The organism is Streptococcus hyointestinalis (assembly GCF_041225505.1).
GTDB lineage: Bacteria > Bacillota > Bacilli > Lactobacillales > Streptococcaceae > Streptococcus > Streptococcus hyointestinalis_B.
In genome coordinates this window covers 35,801-57,112 of sequence record NZ_JBCLSK010000006.1, presented here as the reverse complement: position 1 = coordinate 57,112, position 21,312 = coordinate 35,801, and the positions used below count along the sequence as shown (strand labels likewise).

Below are 21,312 nucleotides of genomic sequence, written 5' to 3'. Positions count from 1 at the left end.
ACATGGAAAATAAAGAACTGGTCAAACAATTAACCACGCCTTCAAAAAATTCACGCTTGGAAAAGTTTGGGAAAACCATCACTTTTCTTTGCCTAGGACTTATCGTCTTTATCGTTGCGATGATTTTAGTTTTTATCGCACAAAAAGGCTTGTCAACTTTCTTTGTTGATAAGGTCAATATTTTTGAATTTCTATTTAGTGGGACATGGGAGCCAAACAGCAAATCATTTGGTGCTGCTCCGATGATTTTGGGGTCATTTATTGTCACAATTCTTTCTGCTATTGTAGCGACGCCATTTGCCATCGGTGCTGCTGTCTTTATGACGGAAATCTCCCCAAAATATGGTGCTAAGATTTTGCAGCCCGCTGTTGAGCTATTGGTTGGTATCCCGTCTGTTGTTTATGGTTTTATCGGACTACAAGTTATCGTTCCTTTTGTCCGCTCTATTTTTGGAGGTACTGGGTTTGGTATCTTATCAGGGGTGTTTGTCCTCTTTGTTATGATTTTGCCGACCGTTACCTTTATGACAGTAGATAGTCTAAAAGCTGTTCCACGTCATTATAAGGAAGCGAGTCTAGCTATGGGAGCGACACGCTGGCAAACTATTTGGCGTGTTATCCTCAATGCAGCACGTCCTGGTATCTTTACAGCTATTGTCTTTGGGATGGCGCGTGCCTTTGGTGAAGCACTAGCTATTCAGATGGTTGTCGGAAACTCTGCAGTGATTCCTACCTCTCTAACAACACCTGCAGCGACACTGACCTCCGTTCTTACAATGGGAATCGGAAACACCGTTATGGGAACAGTCCAAAATAATGTCCTCTGGTCATTAGCACTTGTTCTTTTGGTGATGAGTCTTGCCTTTAATACAGTGATAAAATTGATTACTAGGGAGGGAAAGAAAAACTATGAACGCTAAAAAATGGGATAAAGTAGCTACGGCAACGCTTTATACGATTGCAGGTATTATCGTTCTTATTCTGGCATCTTTGCTCGTTTACATTTTAGTACGTGGTCTACCGCATGTGTCTTGGCACTTTTTGACTGGTAAATCTTCCTCTTATCAAGCAGGCGGAGGGATTGGTATCCAGTTGTACAACTCTTTCTTCCTCTTAGTGGTTACTTTGATTATCTCTATTCCTTTGTCATTAGGAGCGGGTGTTTATCTCTCAGAGTATGCTAAAAAGGGACGTATGACTAACTTTATCCGTACTTGTATTGAGATACTATCATCACTGCCATCAGTTGTTGTTGGTTTGTTTGGTTATTTGATTTTTGTTGTGCAGTTTGAATATGGTTTTTCTATCATTTCTGGTGCGCTAGCCTTGACGGTTTTCAACCTGCCACAGATGACACGTAGTGTTGAGGATAGCTTGCGTAATGTCCACCACACACAGCGTGAAGCGGGACTCGCACTTGGTATCTCACGTTGGGAGACCGTTCTTCATGTAGTTATTCCAGAAGCGCTGCCAAGTATTGTTACTGGTATTGTGCTTGCTTCTGGGCGTATCTTTGGTGAAGCGGCTGCGCTTATCTACACCGCTGGTCAGTCTGCACCAGCTCTTGACTGGTCCAACTGGAACCCACTAAGTGTTACTAGCCCAATCTCAATCTTCCGTCAAGCAGAAACCTTGTCTGTACACATTTGGAAAGTCAATAGCGAAGGAACAATTCCAGATGCGACACAAGTCTCTGCAGGAAGTGCTGCCGTTCTTTTGGTTGTTATCTTGATTTTCAACTTGTCAGCACGTACTATCGGAAAGAAACTACACAGCAAGTTAACGTCTGCGTAGAGTTAGAAAGTTTTTAAAGGAGTTTTTATGGCAGATTATAATTGGAATGAGCGCCATATTATCACTATCCCTGAAGATAAAATCACCCTTCAAACCAAAGATCTTCATGTTTATTATGGCAATAAAGAGGCGATTAAAGGGATTGATATGCAGTTTGAAAAAAATAAAATCACTGCCCTTATCGGTCCATCTGGATGTGGTAAATCCACTTATTTAAGAAGTCTTAATCGTATGAATGATACCATCGATATTGCCCGTGTGACAGGTGAGATTCTCTATGAAGGGATTGATGTCAATGCTGCAAACATCAATGTCTATGAAATGCGTAAACATATCGGTATGATCTTTCAACGTCCAAATCCTTTTGCAAAGTCTATTTACAAAAACATCACTTTTGCTTATGAGCGTGCTGGGGTGAAGGACAAGCAATTTCTGGATGAGATTGTTGAGACTTCGCTCAAGCAAGCAGCACTGTGGGATCAGGTCAAAGATGACCTTCACAAGTCAGCTTTTACTCTCTCAGGTGGTCAGCAACAGCGTCTTTGCATTGCTCGTGCCATTGCGGTAAAACCAGATATTTTGCTGATGGATGAGCCAGCGTCAGCGCTTGATCCGATTGCAACTATGCAACTCGAAGAGACGATGTTTGAGTTGAAGAAAGACTACTCTATTATCATCGTGACGCACAATATGCAACAAGCAGCACGTGCTAGTGACTACACCGCATTTTTCTATCTTGGAGATTTGATTGAGTATGATAAGACCAATAATATCTTCCAAAATGCGAAATTGCAATCTACTAGCGACTACGTTTCAGGACACTTTGGATAGGAGCATTCATGACAAAAAAGACAATTTTAGAAGTACATGATCTATCAGTTTATTTCAATAAGAAAAAAGCGCTAAACAGTGTGTCTATTGACTTTTATCCGAATGAAATTACGGCGCTTATCGGACCATCTGGTTCTGGAAAATCAACCTTGCTGCGTGCTATTAACCGCATGCATGACCTCAATCCAGAAGTTACTCTGACAGGTGCTGTCGATTACAATGGACACAATGTCTATAGTCCCAAAATGGATACAGTTGCTTTGCGTAAGGAAATCGGCATGGTCTTTCAACAGCCTAATCCTTTCCCAATGACTATCTATGAAAATGTCGTTTACGGACTACGATTAAAGGGAATCAAAGACAAGGAAATCCTTGATCAAGCAGTAGAGACTTCTCTGCGTGGAGCTTCTATCTGGGATGAGGTGAAAGATCGTCTACATGACTCCGCTGTTGGTCTCTCAGGAGGTCAGCAACAACGGGTATGTATCGCAAGAGTTTTGGCTACAAGTCCTAAAATTATCCTTCTTGATGAGCCAACGTCAGCGCTTGATCCGATTTCAGCAGGAAAAATCGAAGAAACCCTCTACGACCTAAAGGATCAATACACGATGTTAATCGTTACACGCTCTATGTCACAAGCCTCTCGTATTTCTGATCGCACAGGTTTCTTTTTAGATGGAAATCTCATCGAGTATGGCAATACCAAAGAACTCTTCCTCAATCCAAAACATAAGGAAACCGAAGAATACATCTCTGGTAAGTTTGGTTAATAAAAATAAAAGGAAAATAAAAGTATGATGTTACGTTCAAAATTTGAAGAAGAATTAGAAAAAATATACAACCAGTTCTACGCAATGGGAACTGAGGTCGTTGGACAACTCAACAAAGCTGTCCGCTCCTTTGTCACACATGATCGTGACTTGGCAAGAGAAGTCATCGAAGATGATGAAGTGGTCAATGAGTTTGAATCAAAACTAGAAAAGAAATCCCTTGAAATCATCGCCCTACAACAACCCGTTTCACAAGATTTACGCACAGTTATCACCGTTTTAAAAGCGTCTAGTGATGTGGAGCGTATGGGAGACCATGCAGCGTCTATCGCAAAAGCTACTATTCGCATGAAAGGTGAAGAACGTATCGAGGTTGTTGAAAAGCAAATCAGTGAGATGGGAAAAGCCGTCAAGCATATGCTTGAAGAAGCGTTTGAAGCTTATATCAATCTTGATAGCAACCGTTCCTATGAAATCGCCGCTTCAGATGAAAAGATTGACGATTACTTCCGTGATATTCAAAATCTAGCCATCGAAGAAATCAAAAAACAACCAGACGCTGTCTTTGCTGGTAAAGAATACTTCCAAGTCATCATGTTCTTGGAGCGCATTGGTGACTATGCTCGCAATATCTGTGAGTGGATTGTCTATCTTGAGACAGGAAAAATCGTTGAAATGTAAGGCTCTTAAAACCCTTATCTACCTCTTAAAACGAGGTAGATTTTTTAATTTTTAGCTAATCATTCACCAGAGATAACTAGCTCTAGCATTCTTCTTTGTTTTATGCTATAATACGGTCTTGAGAGTTGCATTTTTACGATATGAGATAGCTTGTGAGCTATCTTGACTTATAATTTTAAAATATTGAGAAATTAGTGAGGAAAATCATGCAAGTTGAGCATTTTGTAAACACTTTTGTTCCAGAAAATTACAATCTCTTTTTGGATATTAGTCGAAAAGACAAGGTTTTTACAGGTAATGTTGCGATAAATGGTGAAGCTCTGGATAATAAAATCTCGCTTCATCAAAAAGCATTAGCCATTCATTCGATTTTATTGGACAATCAAGAGTTGTCTTTTGAAATGGATGATGCTAATGAAGCTGTTCATATTGAATTGCCAGAGACAGGAAGCATGACACTGGTCATCGAGTTTTCTGGTAAGATTACAGACAATATGACAGGGATTTATCCGTCTTATTATACACTTGATGGTGTGACTAAGGAAATCATCTCAACTCAGTTTGAAAGTCATTTTGCAAGAGAGGCATTTCCATGTGTTGATGAGCCAGAAGCAAAAGCAACCTTTGATTTGAGTTTGAAATTTGACGAAGAAGAGGGAGATTTGGCGCTTTCAAATATGCCTGAGGTCGACGTTGAGCGCAGAAAAGAAACGGGTCTTTGGACCTTTGAGACGACACCACGCATGTCGTCTTATCTCCTAGCGTTTGCTTTTGGCGCTTTACACGGTATAACAACCAAGACCAAGAACGGCACTTTGGTTGGTTCTTATGCGACACGTGCTCACCAAGTGCAGGAGCTCACTTTCTCACTTGATATTGCAAAGCGTGTGATTGAGTTTTATGAGGACTACTTTGGTGTTCACTATCCTATTCCTCAGTCGCTTCATGTGGCAATTCCAGACTTTTCAGCTGGTGCTATGGAAAACTGGGGCTTGGTGACTTATCGTGAAGTTTACCTTTTGGTAGATGACAATTCTACCGTGTCTAGTCGCCAGCAAGTCGCACTGGTTGTTGCTCACGAAGTTGCTCACCAATGGTTTGGTAACTTAGTCACTATGAAGTGGTGGGATGACCTCTGGCTCAATGAATCTTTTGCCAATATGATGGAATATGTTGCTATCGACGCTATTGAGCCAAGCTGGAATATCTTTGAAGACTTCCAAACAAGTGGTGTGCCTCTAGCGCTTAAACGTGACGCGACTGCTGGAGTGCAGTCTGTCCATGTCGAGGTCAACCATCCTGACGAGATTAACACTCTATTTGACCCTGCTATTGTCTACGCCAAAGGAAGCCGTCTCATGCACATGCTTCGCCGTTGGTTAGGTGATGAGGCTTTTGCTAAGGGATTAAAGGCTTACTTTGAAAAACACCAATATGGCAATACTGTAGGACATCAGTTGTGGGACGCTTTGTCACAAGCTTCTGGCAAAGATGTCGCAGCCTTTATGGACTCTTGGCTAGAGCAGCCAGGCTATCCTGTTGTGACTGTTAGTGTCGAAGATGATGTCTTGACGATTTCACAAAAGCAGTTCTTCATCGGTGAAGAAGATGATAAGAACCGTCTATGGCAAATCCCGCTAAACAGCAACTGGCAAGGCTTGCCTGATATTTTCACAGAAGAGAGTATCTCCATTCCAAATTATAGCGCACTCGCTGAACAAAACGACGGTGCCCTTCGTCTCAATACAGAAAATACAGCGCACTACGTCACAGAGTATACAGGCGAGTTGTTAGATAGTCTCCTAGCAGAGCTGCAAGGTTTGGACAATATCTCTAAACTCCAAATCATCCAAGAACGTCGTCTCTTGGCTGAAAGTGGATGCATCTCTTATGCGAGCCTAGTACCTTTAATTGCGAGTCTCAAGCATGAAACATCTTACCTGGTAACGGCTGCTATTAAGCAAGTTATTGATGGATTGAAGCTTTTTGTGACAGAAAACTCAGATGAAGAAGTAGCCTTTAAAGAGCTTGTCGCCTTGATTAGCATAGAAAACTGTGAGCGCCTTGGCTTTGAAAAGCACGAGGGTGAGAGCGATGAGGACGAAAAGGTGCGTCAGCTAACACTTGCCAATATGATTTTTGCAGGTGATAGCACAGCGACTACAAAGGCTAGTCAGATTTTTGCGGAATATGAAAGCCATTTGGTTGATATTCCAGCAGCTGTTCGTTCTTTGGTGCTGATCAATCAAATGCAGACAGCTGAGACAAAAGACTTGGTGGACCGTTACCTTAGCTTATATGCGTCAGCGACAGATGGTTCTTTCCAACGTCAGTTGGCACAAGCTTTATCAAGAACGACAAATACAGAACATCTCAACCTTTTGCTCAGCACATGGAAAGATAAGACGATTGTGAAACCACAAGATTTGGCTATGAGTTGGTACCTGTCATTCTTATCCAATGATTTCACACAGGAAGCAGCTTGGCAATGGGCGCAAGAAAACTGGGATTGGATTAAGGCAGCACTTGGTGGCGATATGAGCTTTGATAAGTTTGTCATCTATCCTGCCAATAAATTTAAAACACCTAAACGTCTAGAAGAGTTCAAAGCCTTCTTTGAGCCACAGTTGGGTGATATGGCGATTAACCGCATGATTTCTATGGGAATCAAGGAAATCTCAGCACGTATTGCTCTGATCCAGTCGGATAAGGAAGCTGTTATTGCAGCTATCAAAACAGCTATCGCCTAGTGAAAAAACCTGCGACAAAGTCGTAGGTTTTTGCTATAATTTAGATGATATTAAGTTTTCTGTGGTATTTTATGGTCAAATAGATTGATTGTAAAGACGCTTGGCGTCACATACTCTTAGAAGGGGACAGCTATGATTAAGATTTTATTGATTGAAGATGACCTAAGTCTATCCAACTCTGTGTTTGATTTCTTGGATGACTTTGCTGATGTTATGCAGGTATTTGACGGTGAGGAAGGTTTGTACGAGGCTGAAAGCGGTATTTATGACCTTATCTTGCTGGATTTGATGTTACCAGAAAAAAATGGTTTTCAAGTGTTGAAAGAACTTCGTGAAAAGGGCAATACAACACCCGTTTTGATTATGACTGCTAAGGAAGGGCTAGATGATAAAGGACATGGCTTTGAGTTAGGAGCTGATGACTATCTGACAAAGCCCTTCTATCTTGAAGAATTAAAAATGCGTATCCAAGCGCTCTTGAAGCGCTCTGGTAAGCTAACGAATAATAATTTGGTGTATGGAGATGTCACTGTAGACACTTCGACCAACACGACAACTGTCGGTGATAAGACGGTTGAATTGCTGGGAAAAGAGTTTGACTTACTGGTTTATTTCCTACAAAATCAGAACGTTATTCTCCCTAAATCACAGATTTTTGACCGCATTTGGGGATTTGACAGTGACACGACGATCTCTGTAGTCGAGGTTTACGTCTCAAAAATCCGAAAAAAACTAAAAGGAACACAATTTGTCGATAATTTACAGACATTGCGTAGTGTGGGGTACATTCTAAAAAATGCTGAAGAGCAATAATGTCAAGAGAGTCTTATCTTCTGCAGGATTTGAACATTTTTTCCATTTTTTTACTGTTTTTTCAGGGATTTTCATCATTATGACAACCCTGATTTTGCAAGTCATGCGAACAGGTCTCTATGCTTCGCCAGATAGCAGCTTAACAGCTATCGCCAAGAATGCAGACCAGTATGTCGCTCTTGCTATGGCTAGGACAATTACAGTGACAGAAACAGATAGCAGCGATGGCGATAATGATACCACCTATGAGCCTAAAGTCTCTATCGCCAAAGTTTCTCCCAACATCGACCTTATCCTTTTTGATAAAAAGGGAAATCGTCTGACGGAAAATACCAGCTTTTCAAAACTGCAGAATTTAGACGTTGACGTTAGAAAGCGTGGAACGATTATTTCAGCGACAGTGCCTAGTCTTTTTGGGCAGGAAAATGAGCATTATCACTACATTACCGTCAAGGTACATGATAATAACTATCCTAATGTCAGATACATGACCATCGCTGTCAATGTCGAGCAGCTCGTCGCAGCCAACGAGCGCTATGAACGTATCATCATCACGCTCATGGTGATTTTCTGGATTGTCTCTATTGGAGCGAGTATCTATCTTGCCATGTGGACAAGAAAGCCAATCATTGAAAGCTATGAAAAGCAGAAGAGCTTTGTTGAAAATGCCAGCCATGAACTGAGGACGCCTCTGTCCGTTTTGCAAAACCGCTTAGAGGTGTTATTACGAAAACCCAACGAGACGATTTTGGATAATTTTGAAAATCTCGCCTCAAGTTTAGAAGAAGTCCGCAATATGCGTCTTTTGACGACCAATTTATTAAATCTAGCGAGACGAGATGATGGTATCAAGCCTGAGTTGACGCAGATTACACCAGAGGAGATTGAGACCATTTTTGAAAATTACAGTCTCATCGCTGAAGAAAGTAGCAAGCAATTCAACTCTGAAAATCTTGTGGCTCGTTCGTTTAGAAGCGACCGCACGCTGTTAAAACAAGTCATGACTATTCTCTTTGACAATGCCATGAAATACACTGGCGATGATGGGGTGATTGATTTCACCGTCAAGACCAATGATCGTACTTTGATACTGTCTGTTGCAGATAATGGTTATGGCATTAGCGACGCCGATAAAAAGAAGATCTTTGACCGCTTTTACCGTGTGGATAAGGCGAGAACACGCCAGCAAGGTGGCTTTGGTTTAGGGTTATCCCTAGCGCAGCAAATCGTCAAATCTCTAAAGGGTTCTATCACCGTCAAAGACAATACCCCACAAGGTACCATCTTTGAGGTGAAGTTGCCAATCAATAAATAAACAAAAGGAACACCGTAGAAGATGTTCCTTTTTTAGGATACTAAAAAAGCTGGTAGACCAGCTTTCAAAAATTAGTTTGCTAATTTTGCTGCAAGACGAGCTTTATCACGGCTTGCTTTGTTTTTATGAATCAAACCTTTTGATTTTGCTTTGTCAATGCTAGAAGAAGCAGCACGGAAAAGTTCTTCACTTGGGTTCGCTTCAAAAGCTTTGATTGCAGAACGCATAGCTGATTTTTGAGCTGAGTTCTTTGCGTTTTGTTTAACGTTAAGTTCAGCACGTTTAATAGCTGATTTGATGTTTGCCAATGTCTTTACCTCCATATTGATTTAACTATCCCATTATATCGAAATAATTCGTATTTGACAAGCCCTTATCATTTTTTGAGGAAAATTTTATCGATTTTGTGGTTATTCGCCTTGTGTAAAATTACTTCAGCTCGATTTCGTGTCGGCTCGATATAATTTTCAAGATTGACAAGATTGATGGTTTTCCAAATATCACGAGCCATGGCTAGAACGTCGTCTTTTGGCATGCTGGTAAAGCGATGGTAGTAGTTTGTCTTATCTTTTTTAGCAAGCTCTAAAAGGCTCTCAAAGCGCTCCAAATACCAAGCTTCAATCTGACGACTATCCGCATCGATATAAATCGAAAAATCAAAGTAATCGCTAATATAGAGACGATTATTTTGTTGATTTTGAAAGACGTTTATCCCCTCAATGATGAGAAAATCGGGTTCAGAGATAGTCTGCATTTGATTTGGCACGATGTCATAGATTTCATGAGAGTAGATAGGTGCCTGCGCTTCTTTGGTGTTTTTGATAGCATCAAGGAAATTAAGCAGCCGCTCCATATCATAGGACTCTAGAAAGCCTTTACGATTGAGGATTTCCTTGCTCTCTAAAACAGCATTAGGATACAAAAAACCGTCTGTCGTGACTAACTCCACACGATTATTTGGGAAAGTTCTATCGAGCAGTAATTGCAAAAGACGGCTTGTCGTTGACTTGCCAACGGCAACTGACCCCGATATACCAATGATAAAAGGGCGTTTAACCTCCTCTTTCTTGAGAAAGATACTTTTTGAAAATGCCAAATTGTCTCTTGTCCGCTTGTAAATCTCAATCAAGCTAATGAGCGGAAGGTAAACTTCCTGCACATCAGTCGTGTCGATACGGTCATTCAGACTTTTGATGGCTTCAAGTTCTTTTTCGGTTAATAAAGGATTGCTTTGTTGATGGAGTTCTTTCCACTCAGAGCGTGACAGCTGTTCAAAATTGATAAATTCGTCAGTCATAATACTTCTCCTAATCTTTTTTATTATATCATCTTGGTGGGAAATTGAAAACCATTTCAAGTTATGATACAATTTGATTAGAAACAAATGGCTTAATGGTCATTCAGGATAAAGGAGTAGCGATGGCTAACATGTATTATGAAGAACACCCAGATGTGGCTCATGACATTCATGAGATTACAGTTGAGCTTTTGGGGCAGACTCTACGTTTATTGACAGACTCTGGTGTGTTTTCCAAGAAAATGGTGGATTATGGGAGTCAAGTGTTGCTGAACACACTTGATTTTCAAAAAGGAGAGCGTCTTTTAGATGTCGGTTGTGGCTATGGTCCACTAGGCATAGCGCTTGCCAAGGCGCAGGGGCTAGATGTTACCATGATTGATATCAATCAACGTGCTATTGCTCTAGCGCAAAAAAATGCTGAGAAAAATGGAGTAAGAGCGCAGATTTTTCAGTCTAATCTCTACGACAATGTCACAGGCACTTTCCAGCATATTATCAGTAATCCTCCAATCAGAGCAGGTAAAAAAGTGGTTCATACAGTCATTGAGGAGAGTATCCATTATCTTGATGATGGTGGCGACTTGACCATTGTCATTCAGAAAAAGCAGGGAGCGCCGAGTGCCAAAGCTAAAATGGAAGACATATTTGGAAATTGTGAGATTGTCAAAAAAGATAAAGGCTATTACATTTTAAGGAGTGTGAAAGATGAGAGCTGTTGATTTAATCCAGAAAAAACGTGATGGTGGCGAGCTATCTACTGCAGAGATTGAGTGGCTTATTTCAGGCTATGTCGATGGCAGTGTGCCGGATTATCAAATGTCTGCCTTTGCTATGGCTGTCTATTTTAAAGGCATGTCTATGCGTGAAGTTAGGGATTTGACCATGTGTATGGTAAAATCTGGCGATGAGATTGATTTGTCGTCCATCCCAGGTATCAAAACGGATAAGCACTCGACAGGCGGTGTTGGAGATAAGGTGACGCTTATCCTTGCTCCGCTCGTTGCTAGCTTTGATGTTCCTGTTGCCAAGATGAGTGGTCGTGGTCTTGGGCATACTGGTGGGACACTAGATAAGCTTGAGTCTATCAAGGGCTTTCAAATTGAGCGCACAGAAGAAGAGTTTATCAACCAAGTTAAGGCTATCAATCTCTCTGTCATTGGGCAATCTGATAAGCTGGTTAAAGCAGATAAACTGCTTTATGCGCTTCGAGATGTGACAGCTACTGTAGACATCATTCCTTTGATTGCAAGCTCTGTCATGAGTAAGAAAATCGCAGCAGGTGCAGATAAGATTTTGCTAGACGTTACTGTTGGTGACGGTGCTTTTATGAAAACGGTCGAAGAAGCTCGAGAACTGGCTAAAACAATGGTAGCTTTGGGTAATGAAGTAGGACGTCAAACTGTAGCGGTTATCACAGACATGTCTCAACCTCTTGGCTGCGCTATTGGCAATCGTCTTGAGGTCTTAGAAGCACTTGATATTATGCAAGGAAAAGGACGCTCTGACGTCACGCAGTTTATCTGTGATCTAGCTAAGATAATGCTGGATTTAGCAGGAGTTGAGGCAAGTGATGAGGTGATTTACGACCACCTTGTCAATGGCGCTGCGCTCAATAAGTTTCATGAGATGGTGTCAGCACAAGGTGGGGACCTAGATGACTTGTATCGTCCTTCTCGTGCAAAATACACCACTGACATTATCGCAGAAGAAGATGGCTATATCGAGGCATTATCAGCATTGGAATTTGGTCTTTTTGCTATGAGACTCGGCGCTGGGCGCTCTGTCAAGACAGATCAACTCAATTATGAAACAGGAATTGTCTTTCATAAAAAGGTCGGAGATAGCGTCAAAACAGGCGATTGCCTAGCGACTATCTACTCAGATAAAATATTAGACGAAAAAGAGGTTACAGAATTCAAAAAAAATGTTAAAATAAATAGAGAGAAATCTGTTCCACAAGAAATTATCGAAATTATCTCATAATAAGCTAATATATTTATAAAATTGGAGACATTATGACTTCTATCAATACGTACATCGATCATACGCTCTTAAAACCAGAGAGCACGCAGGAACAAATCAAACAATTAACAGACGAGGCAAAAACCTATCATTTTGCAAGCGTCTGTGTCAATCCAACTTGGGTAGCTTACGCTAAGGAACAACTAAAAGACAGTGATGTGAAGGTCTGCACGGTAATTGGTTTTCCTCTGGGGGCAACAACTAGCCAAACAAAGGCTTTTGAGACACAAGATGCGATTGCAAACGGTGCTGATGAGGTGGATATGGTCATCAACATCGGAAAACTCAAATCCAAACAATACGATGAGGTTGAAGACGACATTCGTGCCGTTGTTGAAGCAAGTGGCGACAAGCTCGTTAAGGTCATCATAGAAGCTTGCTTGTTAACCTATGATGAAAAAGTTAAGGCATGTCAGTTATCTGTAGCAGCGGGCGCTGACTACGTCAAGACGTCAACAGGCTTTTCTCTTCATGGTGCGACAGTAGAGGATGTGGCATTGATGCGTCAAACCGTAGGACCTGATATCGGTGTCAAGGCAGCAGGAGGTGCTCGCAGTTTAGCAGACGCAGAAGCCTTTATCGCAGCAGGGGCAACACGTATTGGAACGTCTGCAGGTGTTGCGATTGTTTCTGGAGATACAGCTGATGGCGGATACTAGTAGCAAGGAGTTGATTGCGCTAGCTATTAAGGCTAGCGAGGAAGCTTATGTTCCTTACTCGCATTTTCCAATAGGAGCTGCTGTCAAAACAGAAAGCGGTGCTATTTTCACGGGGTGTAATATTGAAAATGCCAGCTTTGGTTTGACAAATTGCGGCGAGCGAACAGCTATTTTCAAAGCTGTTTCTGAGGGACATGTTAAATTATCTGAAATTGCTGTTTATGGGCATTCAGCAGAGCCAATTTCACCATGTGGTGCTTGTCGCCAAGTCATGGCTGAGTTTTTTGAACCATCTGCTAAGGTCATCTTGATTGCAGAAGATGGTGTAACGACGGTCGAGATGACGGTCGGGGAATTACTTCCATATTCGTTTACAGATTTAACGTAAATCTGTTAGGGTTTAAAGTCGTAAGACTTAAAGTATTTTAGTTTTTTTAGGAGGGTTCATTTTGATGAACAAGAAGGTTATCGGTCTAGGTTTAGCGGCAGTTGCTGCTCTTGGTTTGACTGCGTGTGGTAGTCGTAGTTCAAAATCAAGCAGCTCATCAAGTGATAGCTTGAAAGTCGCTATGGTTACTGATGTTGGTGGTATTGATGATAAATCATTCAACCAGTCTGCTTGGGAAGGTTTGCAAGCATGGGGTAAAAAGCACAACCTTAAAAAGGGACAAGGGTATGATTACTTCCAATCAACAAATGAATCAGAATACACCAACAACCTTGATACTGCTGTCTCAGGTGGTTACCAATTGATTTTTGGTATCGGATTTGCGCTTCACGATGCTATTGAAGATGCTGCTGATAACAATACCGACACAAACTTTGTTATTATCGATGACGAAGTCAAAGATAAAGACAATGTAGCGAGCGTTCTTTTTGCTGATAATGAAGCCGCTTATCTTGCAGGTATTGCAGCTGCTAAAACCACTAAGACAAAAACAGTTGGCTTTGTAGGAGGACAAGAAAGCACTGTTATTGACCGTTTTGAAGCTGGTTTTAAAGCTGGTGTCAAATCAGTTGATGACACAATCAAAGTCAAAGTTAACTACGTTGGTTCATTTGGTGATGCTGCCAAAGGTAAAACAATCGCTGCTGCACAATATGCAGACGGTGCTGACGTTATTTACCATGCAGCTGGTGGTTCTGGAACTGGTGTCTTTAGCGAAGCTAAATCTATCAACGAAAGCCGTAATGAAGCCGATAAAGTTTGGGTAATCGGTGTTGACCGTGACCAAAAAGAAGACGGTAATTACACATCTAAAGATGGACAAACATCAAACTTCGTTCTTGCTTCTACTATCAAAGAAGTTGGTAAATCGCTTCAATTGATTTCTAACGATACGCTTGATGGTAAATTCCCTGGCGGAAAAACTACTCGCTATGGTCTTAAAGCAGGTGGTGTAGATATTGCTCTTACAAATACAACTGCTGATACCAACACAGCTATCAAAGAAGCAAAACAAAAAATTATTGACGGTGATATCAAAGTCCCTGAAAAATAATCAATCTTAGAAGAAAAGCGGTCTAAGAGGTCCGCTTTTTTTCAAAGCTGAGATATAAGATTATATCTCAGTAAAGCACGCCTGTAGGTGTGTTTTACTGAACTATAATTGTTATTTCTTGAAAGGGAGAAGATATGTCTAAGCATGTCATTGAAATGAAAGAAATTACCAAAAAATTTGGTGATTTCTTCGCAAATGACCATATCAACTTGTCTATTCAAAAGGGTGAAATCCATGCACTATTAGGGGAAAACGGTGCAGGGAAATCAACTCTGATGAATATGCTGGCTGGCTTGTTGCAACCAACAAGTGGTGAGATTGTGGTCAATGGTGAGAGTGTTACAATTGACTCGCCGTCAAAGTCCTCTCAGCTCGGTATCGGGATGGTGCACCAGCACTTTATGTTGGTGGAAGCTTTCACTGTTGCTGAAAATATCATCCTAGGAACAGAGACCGTCAAAAATGGGGTGCTTGATTTAAAGCAGGCAACAAAAGATATTGAAGAACTGTCTGAAAAGTACGGTTTGACCGTTGACCCTCATGCCAAGGTAGCAGACATTTCTGTTGGAATGCAACAACGTGTGGAAATCTTAAAAACGCTCTACCGTGGTGCGGATATTCTTATCTTTGATGAGCCGACAGCTGTTTTGACACCATCAGAAATCGCAGAGCTGATGGATATCATGAAAAATCTTGTCAAAGAGGGCAAGTCTATTATCCTCATCACGCATAAACTTGATGAGATTCGTGCGGTAGCCGACCGTGTAACGGTTATTCGTCGTGGTAAGAGTATTGAGACGGTTGAAGTGGCAGGTGCAACTTCTGCTGATTTGGCAGAGATGATGGTGGGGCATTCTGTTTCCTTTACGACAGAAAAAGAGCCGGCAAAACCAAAAGATGTTATCTTGTCTATTAAAGACCTCGTGGTCAATGAAAACCGTGGTGTTCCTGCAGTAAAACAGCTCAATCTTGATGTTCGTGGTGGTGAGATTGTTGGTATCGCAGGGATTGATGGCAATGGTCAAAGTGAGCTGGTACAGGCTATTCCAGGACTCAGAAAGGTCAAGTCAGGCAGTATTACCATCAAAGGACAAGACGTGACACATCTAACGACTCGTAAAATTACAGAGCTGAGTGTTGGACATATCCCTGAAGACCGTCACCGTGATGGTTTGGTGCTTGAGATGACATTGGCTGAAAATATGGCGCTACAGACCTACTACAAGGAGCCAATGAGTAAAAACGGTATCCTTAATTTCAATAATATCAATGAACATGCTCGTAAGTTGATGAAGGAGTTTGACGTCCGTGGTGCCAATGAATTGGTGCCAGCAAAGGGCTTTTCTGGAGGAAATCAGCAAAAAGCGATTATCGCACGTGAGATTGATCGTGACCCAGACCTTTTAATTGTTAGTCAGCCAACTCGTGGTTTGGACGTTGGAGCGATTGAGTATATCCATAAACGTCTGATTGAAGAGCGAGATAAAGGAAAAGCAGTGTTAGTGGTCAGCTTTGAGTTGGATGAGATTCTCAACCTTTCTGACCGTATTGCCGTTATTCATGATGGTAGCATTCAAGGTATCGTGACACCTGCTGAAACTAATAAGCAAGAGTTAGGTATTTTGATGGCTGGTGGCAATATTGGAAAAGGAGGCGAGTAATGTCTAAGCGAACTCAACAAATTGCGGTTCCTTTGATTTCAGTACTACTGGGAATCGTTCTTGGCGCTGTTATTATGTTTATCTTTGGTTATGACCCTATTTGGGGTTATGAAGAGCTCTTTAACAAAGCTTTTGGTAGTGCCAAAGATATCGGTGAAATTTTTACAAACATGGGTCCACTGATTTTGGTGGCACTTGGTTTTGCGGTAGCAAGCCGATCAGGTTTCTTTAACGTTGGGCTACCAGGACAAGCCTATGCAGGTTGGATTGCTGCAGGTTGGTTTGGTCTCTCAAACCCTGACATGAGTCGTCCTTTGAGTATCATCTCAACCGTTCTTATCGGGATGATTGCTGGTGGTATTATCGGTGCTATTCCTGGGATTTTACGAGCTTATCTCGGTACCAGCGAGGTTATCGTAACCATCATGATGAACTATATCGTTCTTTATTCAGGAAACGCCATTATTCGTGGTCTCTTTTCTAAAGACATCATGCGTAATGCAGACTCTAGTATCAAGGTCTCTGAAAATGTTTCCTATCAGACAGCTTGGCTAGACACGCTGACCAATCACTCACGGATGAATATCGGTATTTTCATTGCTATTATCGGTATCATCATCATCTGGTTCTTACTCAATAAAACAACCCTTGGTTTTGAAATTCGCTCAGTCGGACTAAACCCAAATGCCAGTGAATACGCAGGGATGTCAGCGAAACGCACCATTATTCTATCAATGATTATCTCAGGTGCTTTTGCTGGTCTTGGTGGTGTTGTCTACGGTCTTGGAACCTTTGAAAATGTCTTTGTGCAAGCAAGCTCAGTATCCATCGGCTTTGACGGTATGGCAGTAGCCCTACTTGCTCAAAATAATCCAATCGGTATTCTCTTTTCAGCCTTTCTTTTCTCATTCCTTAGCGTAGGGTCATCAGGAATGACGATTGCAGGTATTCCAAAGGAATTGATTAGTATCGTGACAGCTTTGATTATTTTCTTTGTTGGTGCACATTATATCATTGAGCGCTATATCAAGCCTAAAAAACAAATGAAAGGTGGTAAATAATGTCGACTACAACATTAGCACTTTTAGTCTCAACGACTTTAATCTATGCAACGCCTTTGATTTTGACCAGTATTGGTGGTACCTTCTCAGAACGTAGTGGTGTTGTCAACGTCGGCTTAGAAGGTATCATGGTTATGGGAGCTTTTTCTGGAGTTGTTTTCAACCTAGAATTTGCGGATGCGTTTGGTAAAGCAACCCCTTGGCTAGGTGTCTTGGTCGGAGGTGTCGTTGGACTTTTGTTCTCCATCATCCATGCAGCTGCGACAGTAAACTTCCGTGCTGACCATATTGTCAGTGGTACTGTGCTCAACCTTTTGGCGCCTGCCCTTGCTGTCTTCCTCTGCCGTGTTATCTACAACAAAGGGCAGACAGATAGTATCACACAATCTTTTGGGAAGTTTGACTTCCCAGTGCTTGCGAAAATTCCGATTATCGGTGATACTTTCTTTGCGGGTACCAGCGCTATTGGTTATGTAGCGATTGCCTTTACTTTCCTGGCTTGGTTTGTCCTTTACAAGACACGTTTTGGTTTACGTTTGCGCTCAGTAGGCGAGCACCCACAAGCGGCTGATACACTTGGAATTAACGTTTATTTTATGCGTTATATGGGTGTTCTCATTTCTGGTTTTCTTGGCGGTATGGGCGGTGCTATCTATGCACAGTCTATCTCAGGAAACTTTTCTGTGACAACAATTACCGGTCCAGGTTTCATCGCTCTTGCGGCTATGATTTTTGGGAAATGGAATCCAATCGGCGCTATGCTAGCTAGTCTCTTCTTTGGTTTATCACAAAGTCTAGCGGTTATCGGTGGCAATCTCGCTTTCTTGAAAGATATTCCAGCGGTTTACTTGCAAATCACACCGTATGTTTTGACCATCATTGTGCTAGCTGCTTTCCTAGGAAAATCAGTGGCACCAAAAGCAGATGGTGTCAACTATATCAAATCAAAATAAAGAGCTTCTCTCGTATGAGAGAAGTTTTTTTAGAGCAATTCTAAAAAGATATGCAAAACAATTGTAAGCGGTTTACAAATATGGTATAATGCTAATTGTAAGATATAGAAAAGAGGAATTTAATTATGAGTAAAATCGTTGTTGTTGGAACAAACCACGCCGGCACAGCAGCTATAAAAACCATGCTTAGCAACTACGGAGATGAGAATGAAGTGGTGACTTTTGACCAAAACTCAAACATTTCTTTCCTAGGATGCGGGATGGCTCTTTGGATTGGTGAGCAAATTGACGGACCAGAAGGTTTGTTCTACTCTGACAAGGAGCAGCTAGAAAGTATGGGAGCAAAGGTTTACATGGAGTCTCCTGTCTTAGATATTGATTTTGATAAAAAAGAAGTCAAAGCGCTCGTTGATGGTAAGGAACACATCGAGTCTTACGATAAATTGATTTTGGCGACAGGCTCACAACCTGTTATTCCACCGATTGAGGGAGTGGAAATCGAAGAAGGGTCTCGTGGGTTCAAAGCGACGCTTGAAAACCTTCAGTTTGTAAAACTCTACCAAAACTCAGCAGAAGTTATTGAAAAATTGGCTAAGCCAGGTATTGACCGTGTGGCTGTCGTTGGGGCAGGCTACATCGGTGTGGAATTGGCAGAGGCTTTCCAACGTATCGGAAAAGAAGTGACTTTGGTTGATATTGCAGAAACCTGTATGGTCGGCTACTACGACCGTGACCTTACAGACATGATGAGTAAGAACTTGGAAGACCACGGCATTCGTCTTGCTTACGGTCAAGCCGTTCAAGCAGTCGAAGGTGATGGCAAGGTTGAGCGTCTTGTGACTGACAAAGAAATCTTTGATGTTGACATGGTCGTGATGGCAGTTGGTTTCCGTCCAAACACAGAACTTGGTAAGGGCCGCCTTGAAACTTTCCGTAACGGTGCATGGGTTGTCAATAAAAAACAAGAAACCAGCATGAAAGATGTCTATGCTATTGGTGATTGTGCGACAGTTTACGATAACTCATTAGACGATGTTAACTATATCGCTCTTGCGTCAAATGCTGTGCGTACTGGTATCGTCGCTGCTCACAACGCTTGTGGTCATGAGCTTGAAGGGATTGGTGTCCAAGGTTCAAACGGTATTTCAATTTATGGTCTACACATGGTGTCTACAGGTTTGACCCTTGAAAAAGCCAAACAAGCAGGATACAATGCCGTTGAAACAACCTATACAGACCTGCAAAAACCAGGCTTTATCAAGCACGATAACTACGAAGTAACCATTAAGATTGTCTATGATAAAGATAGTCGTGTGATTTTAGGTTGTCAAATGGCGTCTTACGACGACATTGCGCTAGCAATCCATCTCTTCTCACTGGCTATCCAAGAAAAGGTAACTATTGACAAATTGGCATTGACAGATCTCTTCTTCTTGCCACACTTCAACCAACCCTACAACTACATTACAATGGCTGCTCTCTCAGCAGAATAACACAAAAATGAGTCGAAACATCGACTCATTTTTTCATGTCCTGTAAGAAAGTATCGATATCTTTTTGACTGGTCAAATGAAAGGTTTTATCAGAATAGTTTTCCAAAACAGACTGAAATCGATCTTGTATTTGCGGGTGTTTGCCATCTATCAAAATCCATTTGATAAAGTCAATATCAAAACGCTCGGGACAACCATCAGCCATGCTATCACGTGTTTGCCCACGGTGCTGTCTATAGCGTTTGTAAGCACGCTTGAGACAGATGAGACGTGGTAGCTATAAGATGATAATCATATCAGCAGCATTTAGTCTTTCTTCAAAGAGACATGAGGATAGATTTCCCTCAATAACCCAACTGTCATGTCTGTCTAAAAAAGCTTGTAGATCAGCAGTTATATCTGCCTTCGAACGAGCTTTTTTTGCTAGTATTGATTTTCTAAAAAAACTCCGCAAGACAGAAGTAGATAAAAAACAGCTGAATGTCAGCTGTTTTTATATCTAGAAACTAGAGATTAGTTTTTAGAAGCTGCTTGGAATTCTGGGTTTTCCCATGCTTCGTCGATTATAGCTTTCAATTCTTTAGCAGATGATTGCATTTGTTGCAATTCTTTATCGTTAAGTGGGATGTTAACTGGACGTACGATACCGTGTGCGCCAACGATAGCAGGTTGACCGATGTAGCAGTCAGTTACACCTTCGTATTGACCATCTTGGAATACAGAAACTGGAAGAACAGCTTTTTCATCATCAAGGATAGCTTTAGTGATACGAGCAAGGGCTACAGCGATACCGTAGAAAGTCGCACCTTTTTTGTTGATGATTGAGTAAGCAGCGTCACGAACACCTACAAAGAGTTCAACAAGTTCTTCAGCGTTGAAGTTTTGAACGTCTTGAAGGTAGCTTTCAAGGTTAACACCCGCAACGTTAGCGTGTGACCAAACAGCGAACTCAGAGTCACCGTGTTCACCCATGATGTAAGCGTGGACAGAACGAGCGTCTACACCAAGTTTTTCAGCAAGTGCTTGACGGAAACGAGCTGAGTCAAGTGAAGTACCTGAACCGATAACACGTTCTTTAGGGAAACCTGAGAATTTCCAAGTTGAGTAAGTCAAGATGTCAACTGGGTTTGCAGCAACAAGGAAGATACCGTTGAAACCAGATTTAACGATTTCAGTAACGATTGATTTGTTGATAGCAAGGTTTTTACCAACAAGGTCAAGACGAGTTTCACCTGGTTTTTGAGGAGCACCAGCAGTGATAACTACAAGGTCTGCGTCTGCACAGTCAGCGTAAGTTGCAGCGTAGATTTTTTTAGGCGAAGTGAAAGCAAGGGCGTGTGAAAGGTCTTCAGCATCACCAACAGCTTTATCAAACAATGCTGGGATTTCAACGATACCCAATTCTTGTGCGATTCCTTGGTTAACAAGTGCAAATGCGTAAGATGAACCTACGGCACCGTCACCAACAAGGATGACTTTTTTGTGTTGTTTAGTTGCAGTCATTATCTAAACATCTCCTTAAATTTATTATGGGGAAAATTCCCGTACATCCTTATTTTAGCATTTTCATACCGTTCTGTCACGAGGAAACGGTGAAAAAAATTGGAAAATGGTAAAAAATTCACAAATAGCTTTCAGAAAAGCGTAGCTCATGACCTGCCACAGTCGTTTGAATGTTCGGAATAGGTCGATAAAAATAAGGGAAAA

General features: G+C 41.5%; 21 protein-coding genes. 17 read left to right on the top strand and 4 right to left on the bottom strand.

Features of this window, described 5'->3' with window-relative positions; all coding sequences use genetic code 11:
- Positions 1-2: 2 nt before the first annotated feature.
- From pstC to AALA56_RS02740, 8 genes are all read left to right on the top strand, one after another.
- Positions 3-920: a phosphate ABC transporter permease subunit PstC gene (gene pstC / locus AALA56_RS02775; RefSeq protein ID WP_115269868.1), complete on the top strand. Its 918-nt coding sequence runs from the start codon at positions 3-5 to the stop codon at positions 918-920.
- Positions 910-1,794, top strand: coding sequence for a phosphate ABC transporter permease PstA (pstA, locus tag AALA56_RS02770; RefSeq protein ID WP_115269866.1), 885 nt, complete (start codon positions 910-912; stop codon positions 1,792-1,794). Before pstC ends, pstA begins: the two co-directional genes overlap by 11 nt.
- A gap of 27 nt (positions 1,795-1,821) precedes the next feature.
- Positions 1,822-2,625: a phosphate ABC transporter ATP-binding protein PstB gene (gene pstB / locus AALA56_RS02765; RefSeq protein WP_115269864.1), complete on the top strand. Its 804-nt coding sequence runs from the start codon at positions 1,822-1,824 to the stop codon at positions 2,623-2,625.
- An 8-nt stretch (positions 2,626-2,633) separates the two neighbouring features.
- Positions 2,634-3,395: a phosphate ABC transporter ATP-binding protein PstB gene (gene pstB / locus AALA56_RS02760; protein WP_276761548.1), complete on the top strand. Its 762-nt coding sequence runs from the start codon at positions 2,634-2,636 to the stop codon at positions 3,393-3,395.
- A gap of 27 nt (positions 3,396-3,422) precedes the next feature.
- Complete coding sequence (phoU, locus tag AALA56_RS02755) at positions 3,423-4,076, top strand: phosphate signaling complex protein PhoU (RefSeq protein WP_369908673.1); 654 nt, start codon at positions 3,423-3,425, stop codon at positions 4,074-4,076.
- A gap of 203 nt (positions 4,077-4,279) precedes the next feature.
- Positions 4,280-6,826 (top strand): M1 family metallopeptidase, encoded by a 2,547-nt coding sequence (locus AALA56_RS02750; protein WP_369908672.1) that lies wholly within the window; start codon positions 4,280-4,282, stop codon positions 6,824-6,826.
- A 132-nt stretch (positions 6,827-6,958) separates the two neighbouring features.
- Positions 6,959-7,639: a response regulator transcription factor gene (locus AALA56_RS02745; RefSeq protein WP_115269858.1), complete on the top strand. Its 681-nt coding sequence runs from the start codon at positions 6,959-6,961 to the stop codon at positions 7,637-7,639.
- Positions 7,623-8,954: a sensor histidine kinase gene (locus AALA56_RS02740; protein WP_369908655.1), complete on the top strand. Its 1,332-nt coding sequence runs from the start codon at positions 7,623-7,625 to the stop codon at positions 8,952-8,954. Before AALA56_RS02745 ends, AALA56_RS02740 begins: the two co-directional genes overlap by 17 nt.
- 71 nt (positions 8,955-9,025) lie before the next feature.
- On the opposite strand, the gene rpsT is transcribed toward AALA56_RS02740, so the two are convergent.
- Entirely contained in the window at positions 9,026-9,277 is a 252-nt protein-coding gene (gene rpsT / locus AALA56_RS02735; RefSeq protein WP_115269854.1) for a 30S ribosomal protein S20, read from the bottom strand.
- Positions 9,278-9,330: 53 nt separating this feature from the next.
- The gene (gene coaA / locus AALA56_RS02730; protein WP_369908654.1) at positions 9,331-10,251 is read right to left on the bottom strand and encodes a type I pantothenate kinase; all 921 of its coding nucleotides are present in this window, start codon (positions 10,249-10,251) and stop codon (positions 9,331-9,333) included.
- A 122-nt stretch (positions 10,252-10,373) separates the two neighbouring features.
- Between coaA and AALA56_RS02725 the strand changes: the two genes are divergently transcribed.
- From AALA56_RS02725 to nox, 9 genes are all read left to right on the top strand, one after another.
- Positions 10,374-10,973 carry a class I SAM-dependent methyltransferase gene (locus AALA56_RS02725; RefSeq protein ID WP_369908653.1) on the top strand — a complete coding sequence of 200 codons (600 nt, stop codon included), beginning with the start codon at positions 10,374-10,376 and terminating at the stop codon, positions 10,971-10,973.
- A complete protein-coding gene (locus AALA56_RS02720; RefSeq protein ID WP_369908652.1) occupies positions 10,960-12,237 on the top strand; it encodes a pyrimidine-nucleoside phosphorylase in 1,278 nt (425 codons plus the stop codon). Before AALA56_RS02725 ends, AALA56_RS02720 begins: the two co-directional genes overlap by 14 nt.
- 32 nt (positions 12,238-12,269) lie before the next feature.
- Positions 12,270-12,935: a deoxyribose-phosphate aldolase gene (gene deoC, locus AALA56_RS02715; RefSeq protein WP_369908651.1), complete on the top strand. Its 666-nt coding sequence runs from the start codon at positions 12,270-12,272 to the stop codon at positions 12,933-12,935.
- On the top strand, positions 12,922-13,323 hold the full coding sequence (locus AALA56_RS02710; RefSeq protein ID WP_369908650.1) for a cytidine deaminase: 402 nt from the start codon (positions 12,922-12,924) through the stop codon (positions 13,321-13,323). Before deoC ends, AALA56_RS02710 begins: the two co-directional genes overlap by 14 nt.
- 64 nt (positions 13,324-13,387) lie before the next feature.
- Complete coding sequence (locus tag AALA56_RS02705; RefSeq protein WP_369908649.1) at positions 13,388-14,437, top strand: BMP family lipoprotein; 1,050 nt, start codon at positions 13,388-13,390, stop codon at positions 14,435-14,437.
- A 134-nt stretch (positions 14,438-14,571) separates the two neighbouring features.
- On the top strand, positions 14,572-16,098 hold the full coding sequence (locus tag AALA56_RS02700; protein ID WP_369908648.1) for an ABC transporter ATP-binding protein: 1,527 nt from the start codon (positions 14,572-14,574) through the stop codon (positions 16,096-16,098).
- The gene (locus AALA56_RS02695; RefSeq protein ID WP_369908647.1) at positions 16,098-17,159 is read left to right on the top strand and encodes an ABC transporter permease; all 1,062 of its coding nucleotides are present in this window, start codon (positions 16,098-16,100) and stop codon (positions 17,157-17,159) included. The genes AALA56_RS02700 and AALA56_RS02695 overlap by 1 nt, the downstream gene beginning before the upstream one ends.
- Positions 17,159-18,112, top strand: coding sequence for an ABC transporter permease (locus tag AALA56_RS02690; RefSeq protein ID WP_369908646.1), 954 nt, complete (start codon positions 17,159-17,161; stop codon positions 18,110-18,112). The genes AALA56_RS02695 and AALA56_RS02690 overlap by 1 nt, the downstream gene beginning before the upstream one ends.
- A gap of 125 nt (positions 18,113-18,237) precedes the next feature.
- Positions 18,238-19,605 carry a H2O-forming NADH oxidase gene (gene nox / locus AALA56_RS02685; RefSeq protein ID WP_369908645.1) on the top strand — a complete coding sequence of 456 codons (1,368 nt, stop codon included), beginning with the start codon at positions 18,238-18,240 and terminating at the stop codon, positions 19,603-19,605.
- Positions 19,606-19,630: 25 nt separating this feature from the next.
- Here nox and AALA56_RS02680 read toward each other — a convergent pair whose 3' ends face one another.
- The gene (locus AALA56_RS02680; RefSeq protein WP_369908644.1) at positions 19,631-19,810 is read right to left on the bottom strand and encodes a hypothetical protein; all 180 of its coding nucleotides are present in this window, start codon (positions 19,808-19,810) and stop codon (positions 19,631-19,633) included.
- Between the two features lie 308 nt (positions 19,811-20,118).
- Positions 20,119-21,108, bottom strand: a complete 990-nt coding sequence (locus tag AALA56_RS02675; protein ID WP_115269830.1) for an L-lactate dehydrogenase — start codon at positions 21,106-21,108, stop codon at positions 20,119-20,121.
- Between the last annotated feature and the right edge of the window lie 204 nt (positions 21,109-21,312).

Excerpts from the sequence above, each read along its gene's own strand:
- pstC (WP_115269868.1), top strand. The coding sequence starts at position 3 with ATGGAAAATAAAGAACTGGTCAAACAATTAACCACGCCTTCAAAAAAT.
- pstA (WP_115269866.1), top strand. The coding sequence starts at position 910 with ATGAACGCTAAAAAATGGGATAAAGTAGCTACGGCAACGCTTTATACG.
- pstB (WP_115269864.1), top strand. The coding sequence starts at position 1,822 with ATGGCAGATTATAATTGGAATGAGCGCCATATTATCACTATCCCTGAA.
- pstB (WP_276761548.1), top strand. The coding sequence starts at position 2,634 with ATGACAAAAAAGACAATTTTAGAAGTACATGATCTATCAGTTTATTTC.
- phoU (WP_369908673.1), top strand. The coding sequence starts at position 3,423 with ATGTTACGTTCAAAATTTGAAGAAGAATTAGAAAAAATATACAACCAG.
- AALA56_RS02745 (WP_115269858.1), top strand. The coding sequence starts at position 6,959 with ATGATTAAGATTTTATTGATTGAAGATGACCTAAGTCTATCCAACTCT.
- AALA56_RS02740 (WP_369908655.1), top strand. The coding sequence starts at position 7,623 with ATGCTGAAGAGCAATAATGTCAAGAGAGTCTTATCTTCTGCAGGATTT.
- rpsT (WP_115269854.1), bottom strand. The coding sequence starts at position 9,277 with ATGGAGGTAAAGACATTGGCAAACATCAAATCAGCTATTAAACGTGCT.
- coaA (WP_369908654.1), bottom strand. The coding sequence starts at position 10,251 with ATGACTGACGAATTTATCAATTTTGAACAGCTGTCACGCTCTGAGTGG.
- AALA56_RS02725 (WP_369908653.1), top strand. The coding sequence starts at position 10,374 with ATGGCTAACATGTATTATGAAGAACACCCAGATGTGGCTCATGACATT.
- AALA56_RS02720 (WP_369908652.1), top strand. The coding sequence starts at position 10,960 with ATGAGAGCTGTTGATTTAATCCAGAAAAAACGTGATGGTGGCGAGCTA.
- deoC (WP_369908651.1), top strand. The coding sequence starts at position 12,270 with ATGACTTCTATCAATACGTACATCGATCATACGCTCTTAAAACCAGAG.
- AALA56_RS02710 (WP_369908650.1), top strand. The coding sequence starts at position 12,922 with ATGGCGGATACTAGTAGCAAGGAGTTGATTGCGCTAGCTATTAAGGCT.
- AALA56_RS02705 (WP_369908649.1), top strand. The coding sequence starts at position 13,388 with ATGAACAAGAAGGTTATCGGTCTAGGTTTAGCGGCAGTTGCTGCTCTT.
- AALA56_RS02700 (WP_369908648.1), top strand. The coding sequence starts at position 14,572 with ATGTCTAAGCATGTCATTGAAATGAAAGAAATTACCAAAAAATTTGGT.
- AALA56_RS02695 (WP_369908647.1), top strand. The coding sequence starts at position 16,098 with ATGTCTAAGCGAACTCAACAAATTGCGGTTCCTTTGATTTCAGTACTA.
- AALA56_RS02690 (WP_369908646.1), top strand. The coding sequence starts at position 17,159 with ATGTCGACTACAACATTAGCACTTTTAGTCTCAACGACTTTAATCTAT.
- nox (WP_369908645.1), top strand. The coding sequence starts at position 18,238 with ATGAGTAAAATCGTTGTTGTTGGAACAAACCACGCCGGCACAGCAGCT.
- AALA56_RS02680 (WP_369908644.1), bottom strand. The coding sequence starts at position 19,810 with ATGGCTGATGGTTGTCCCGAGCGTTTTGATATTGACTTTATCAAATGG.
- AALA56_RS02675 (WP_115269830.1), bottom strand. The coding sequence starts at position 21,108 with ATGACTGCAACTAAACAACACAAAAAAGTCATCCTTGTTGGTGACGGT.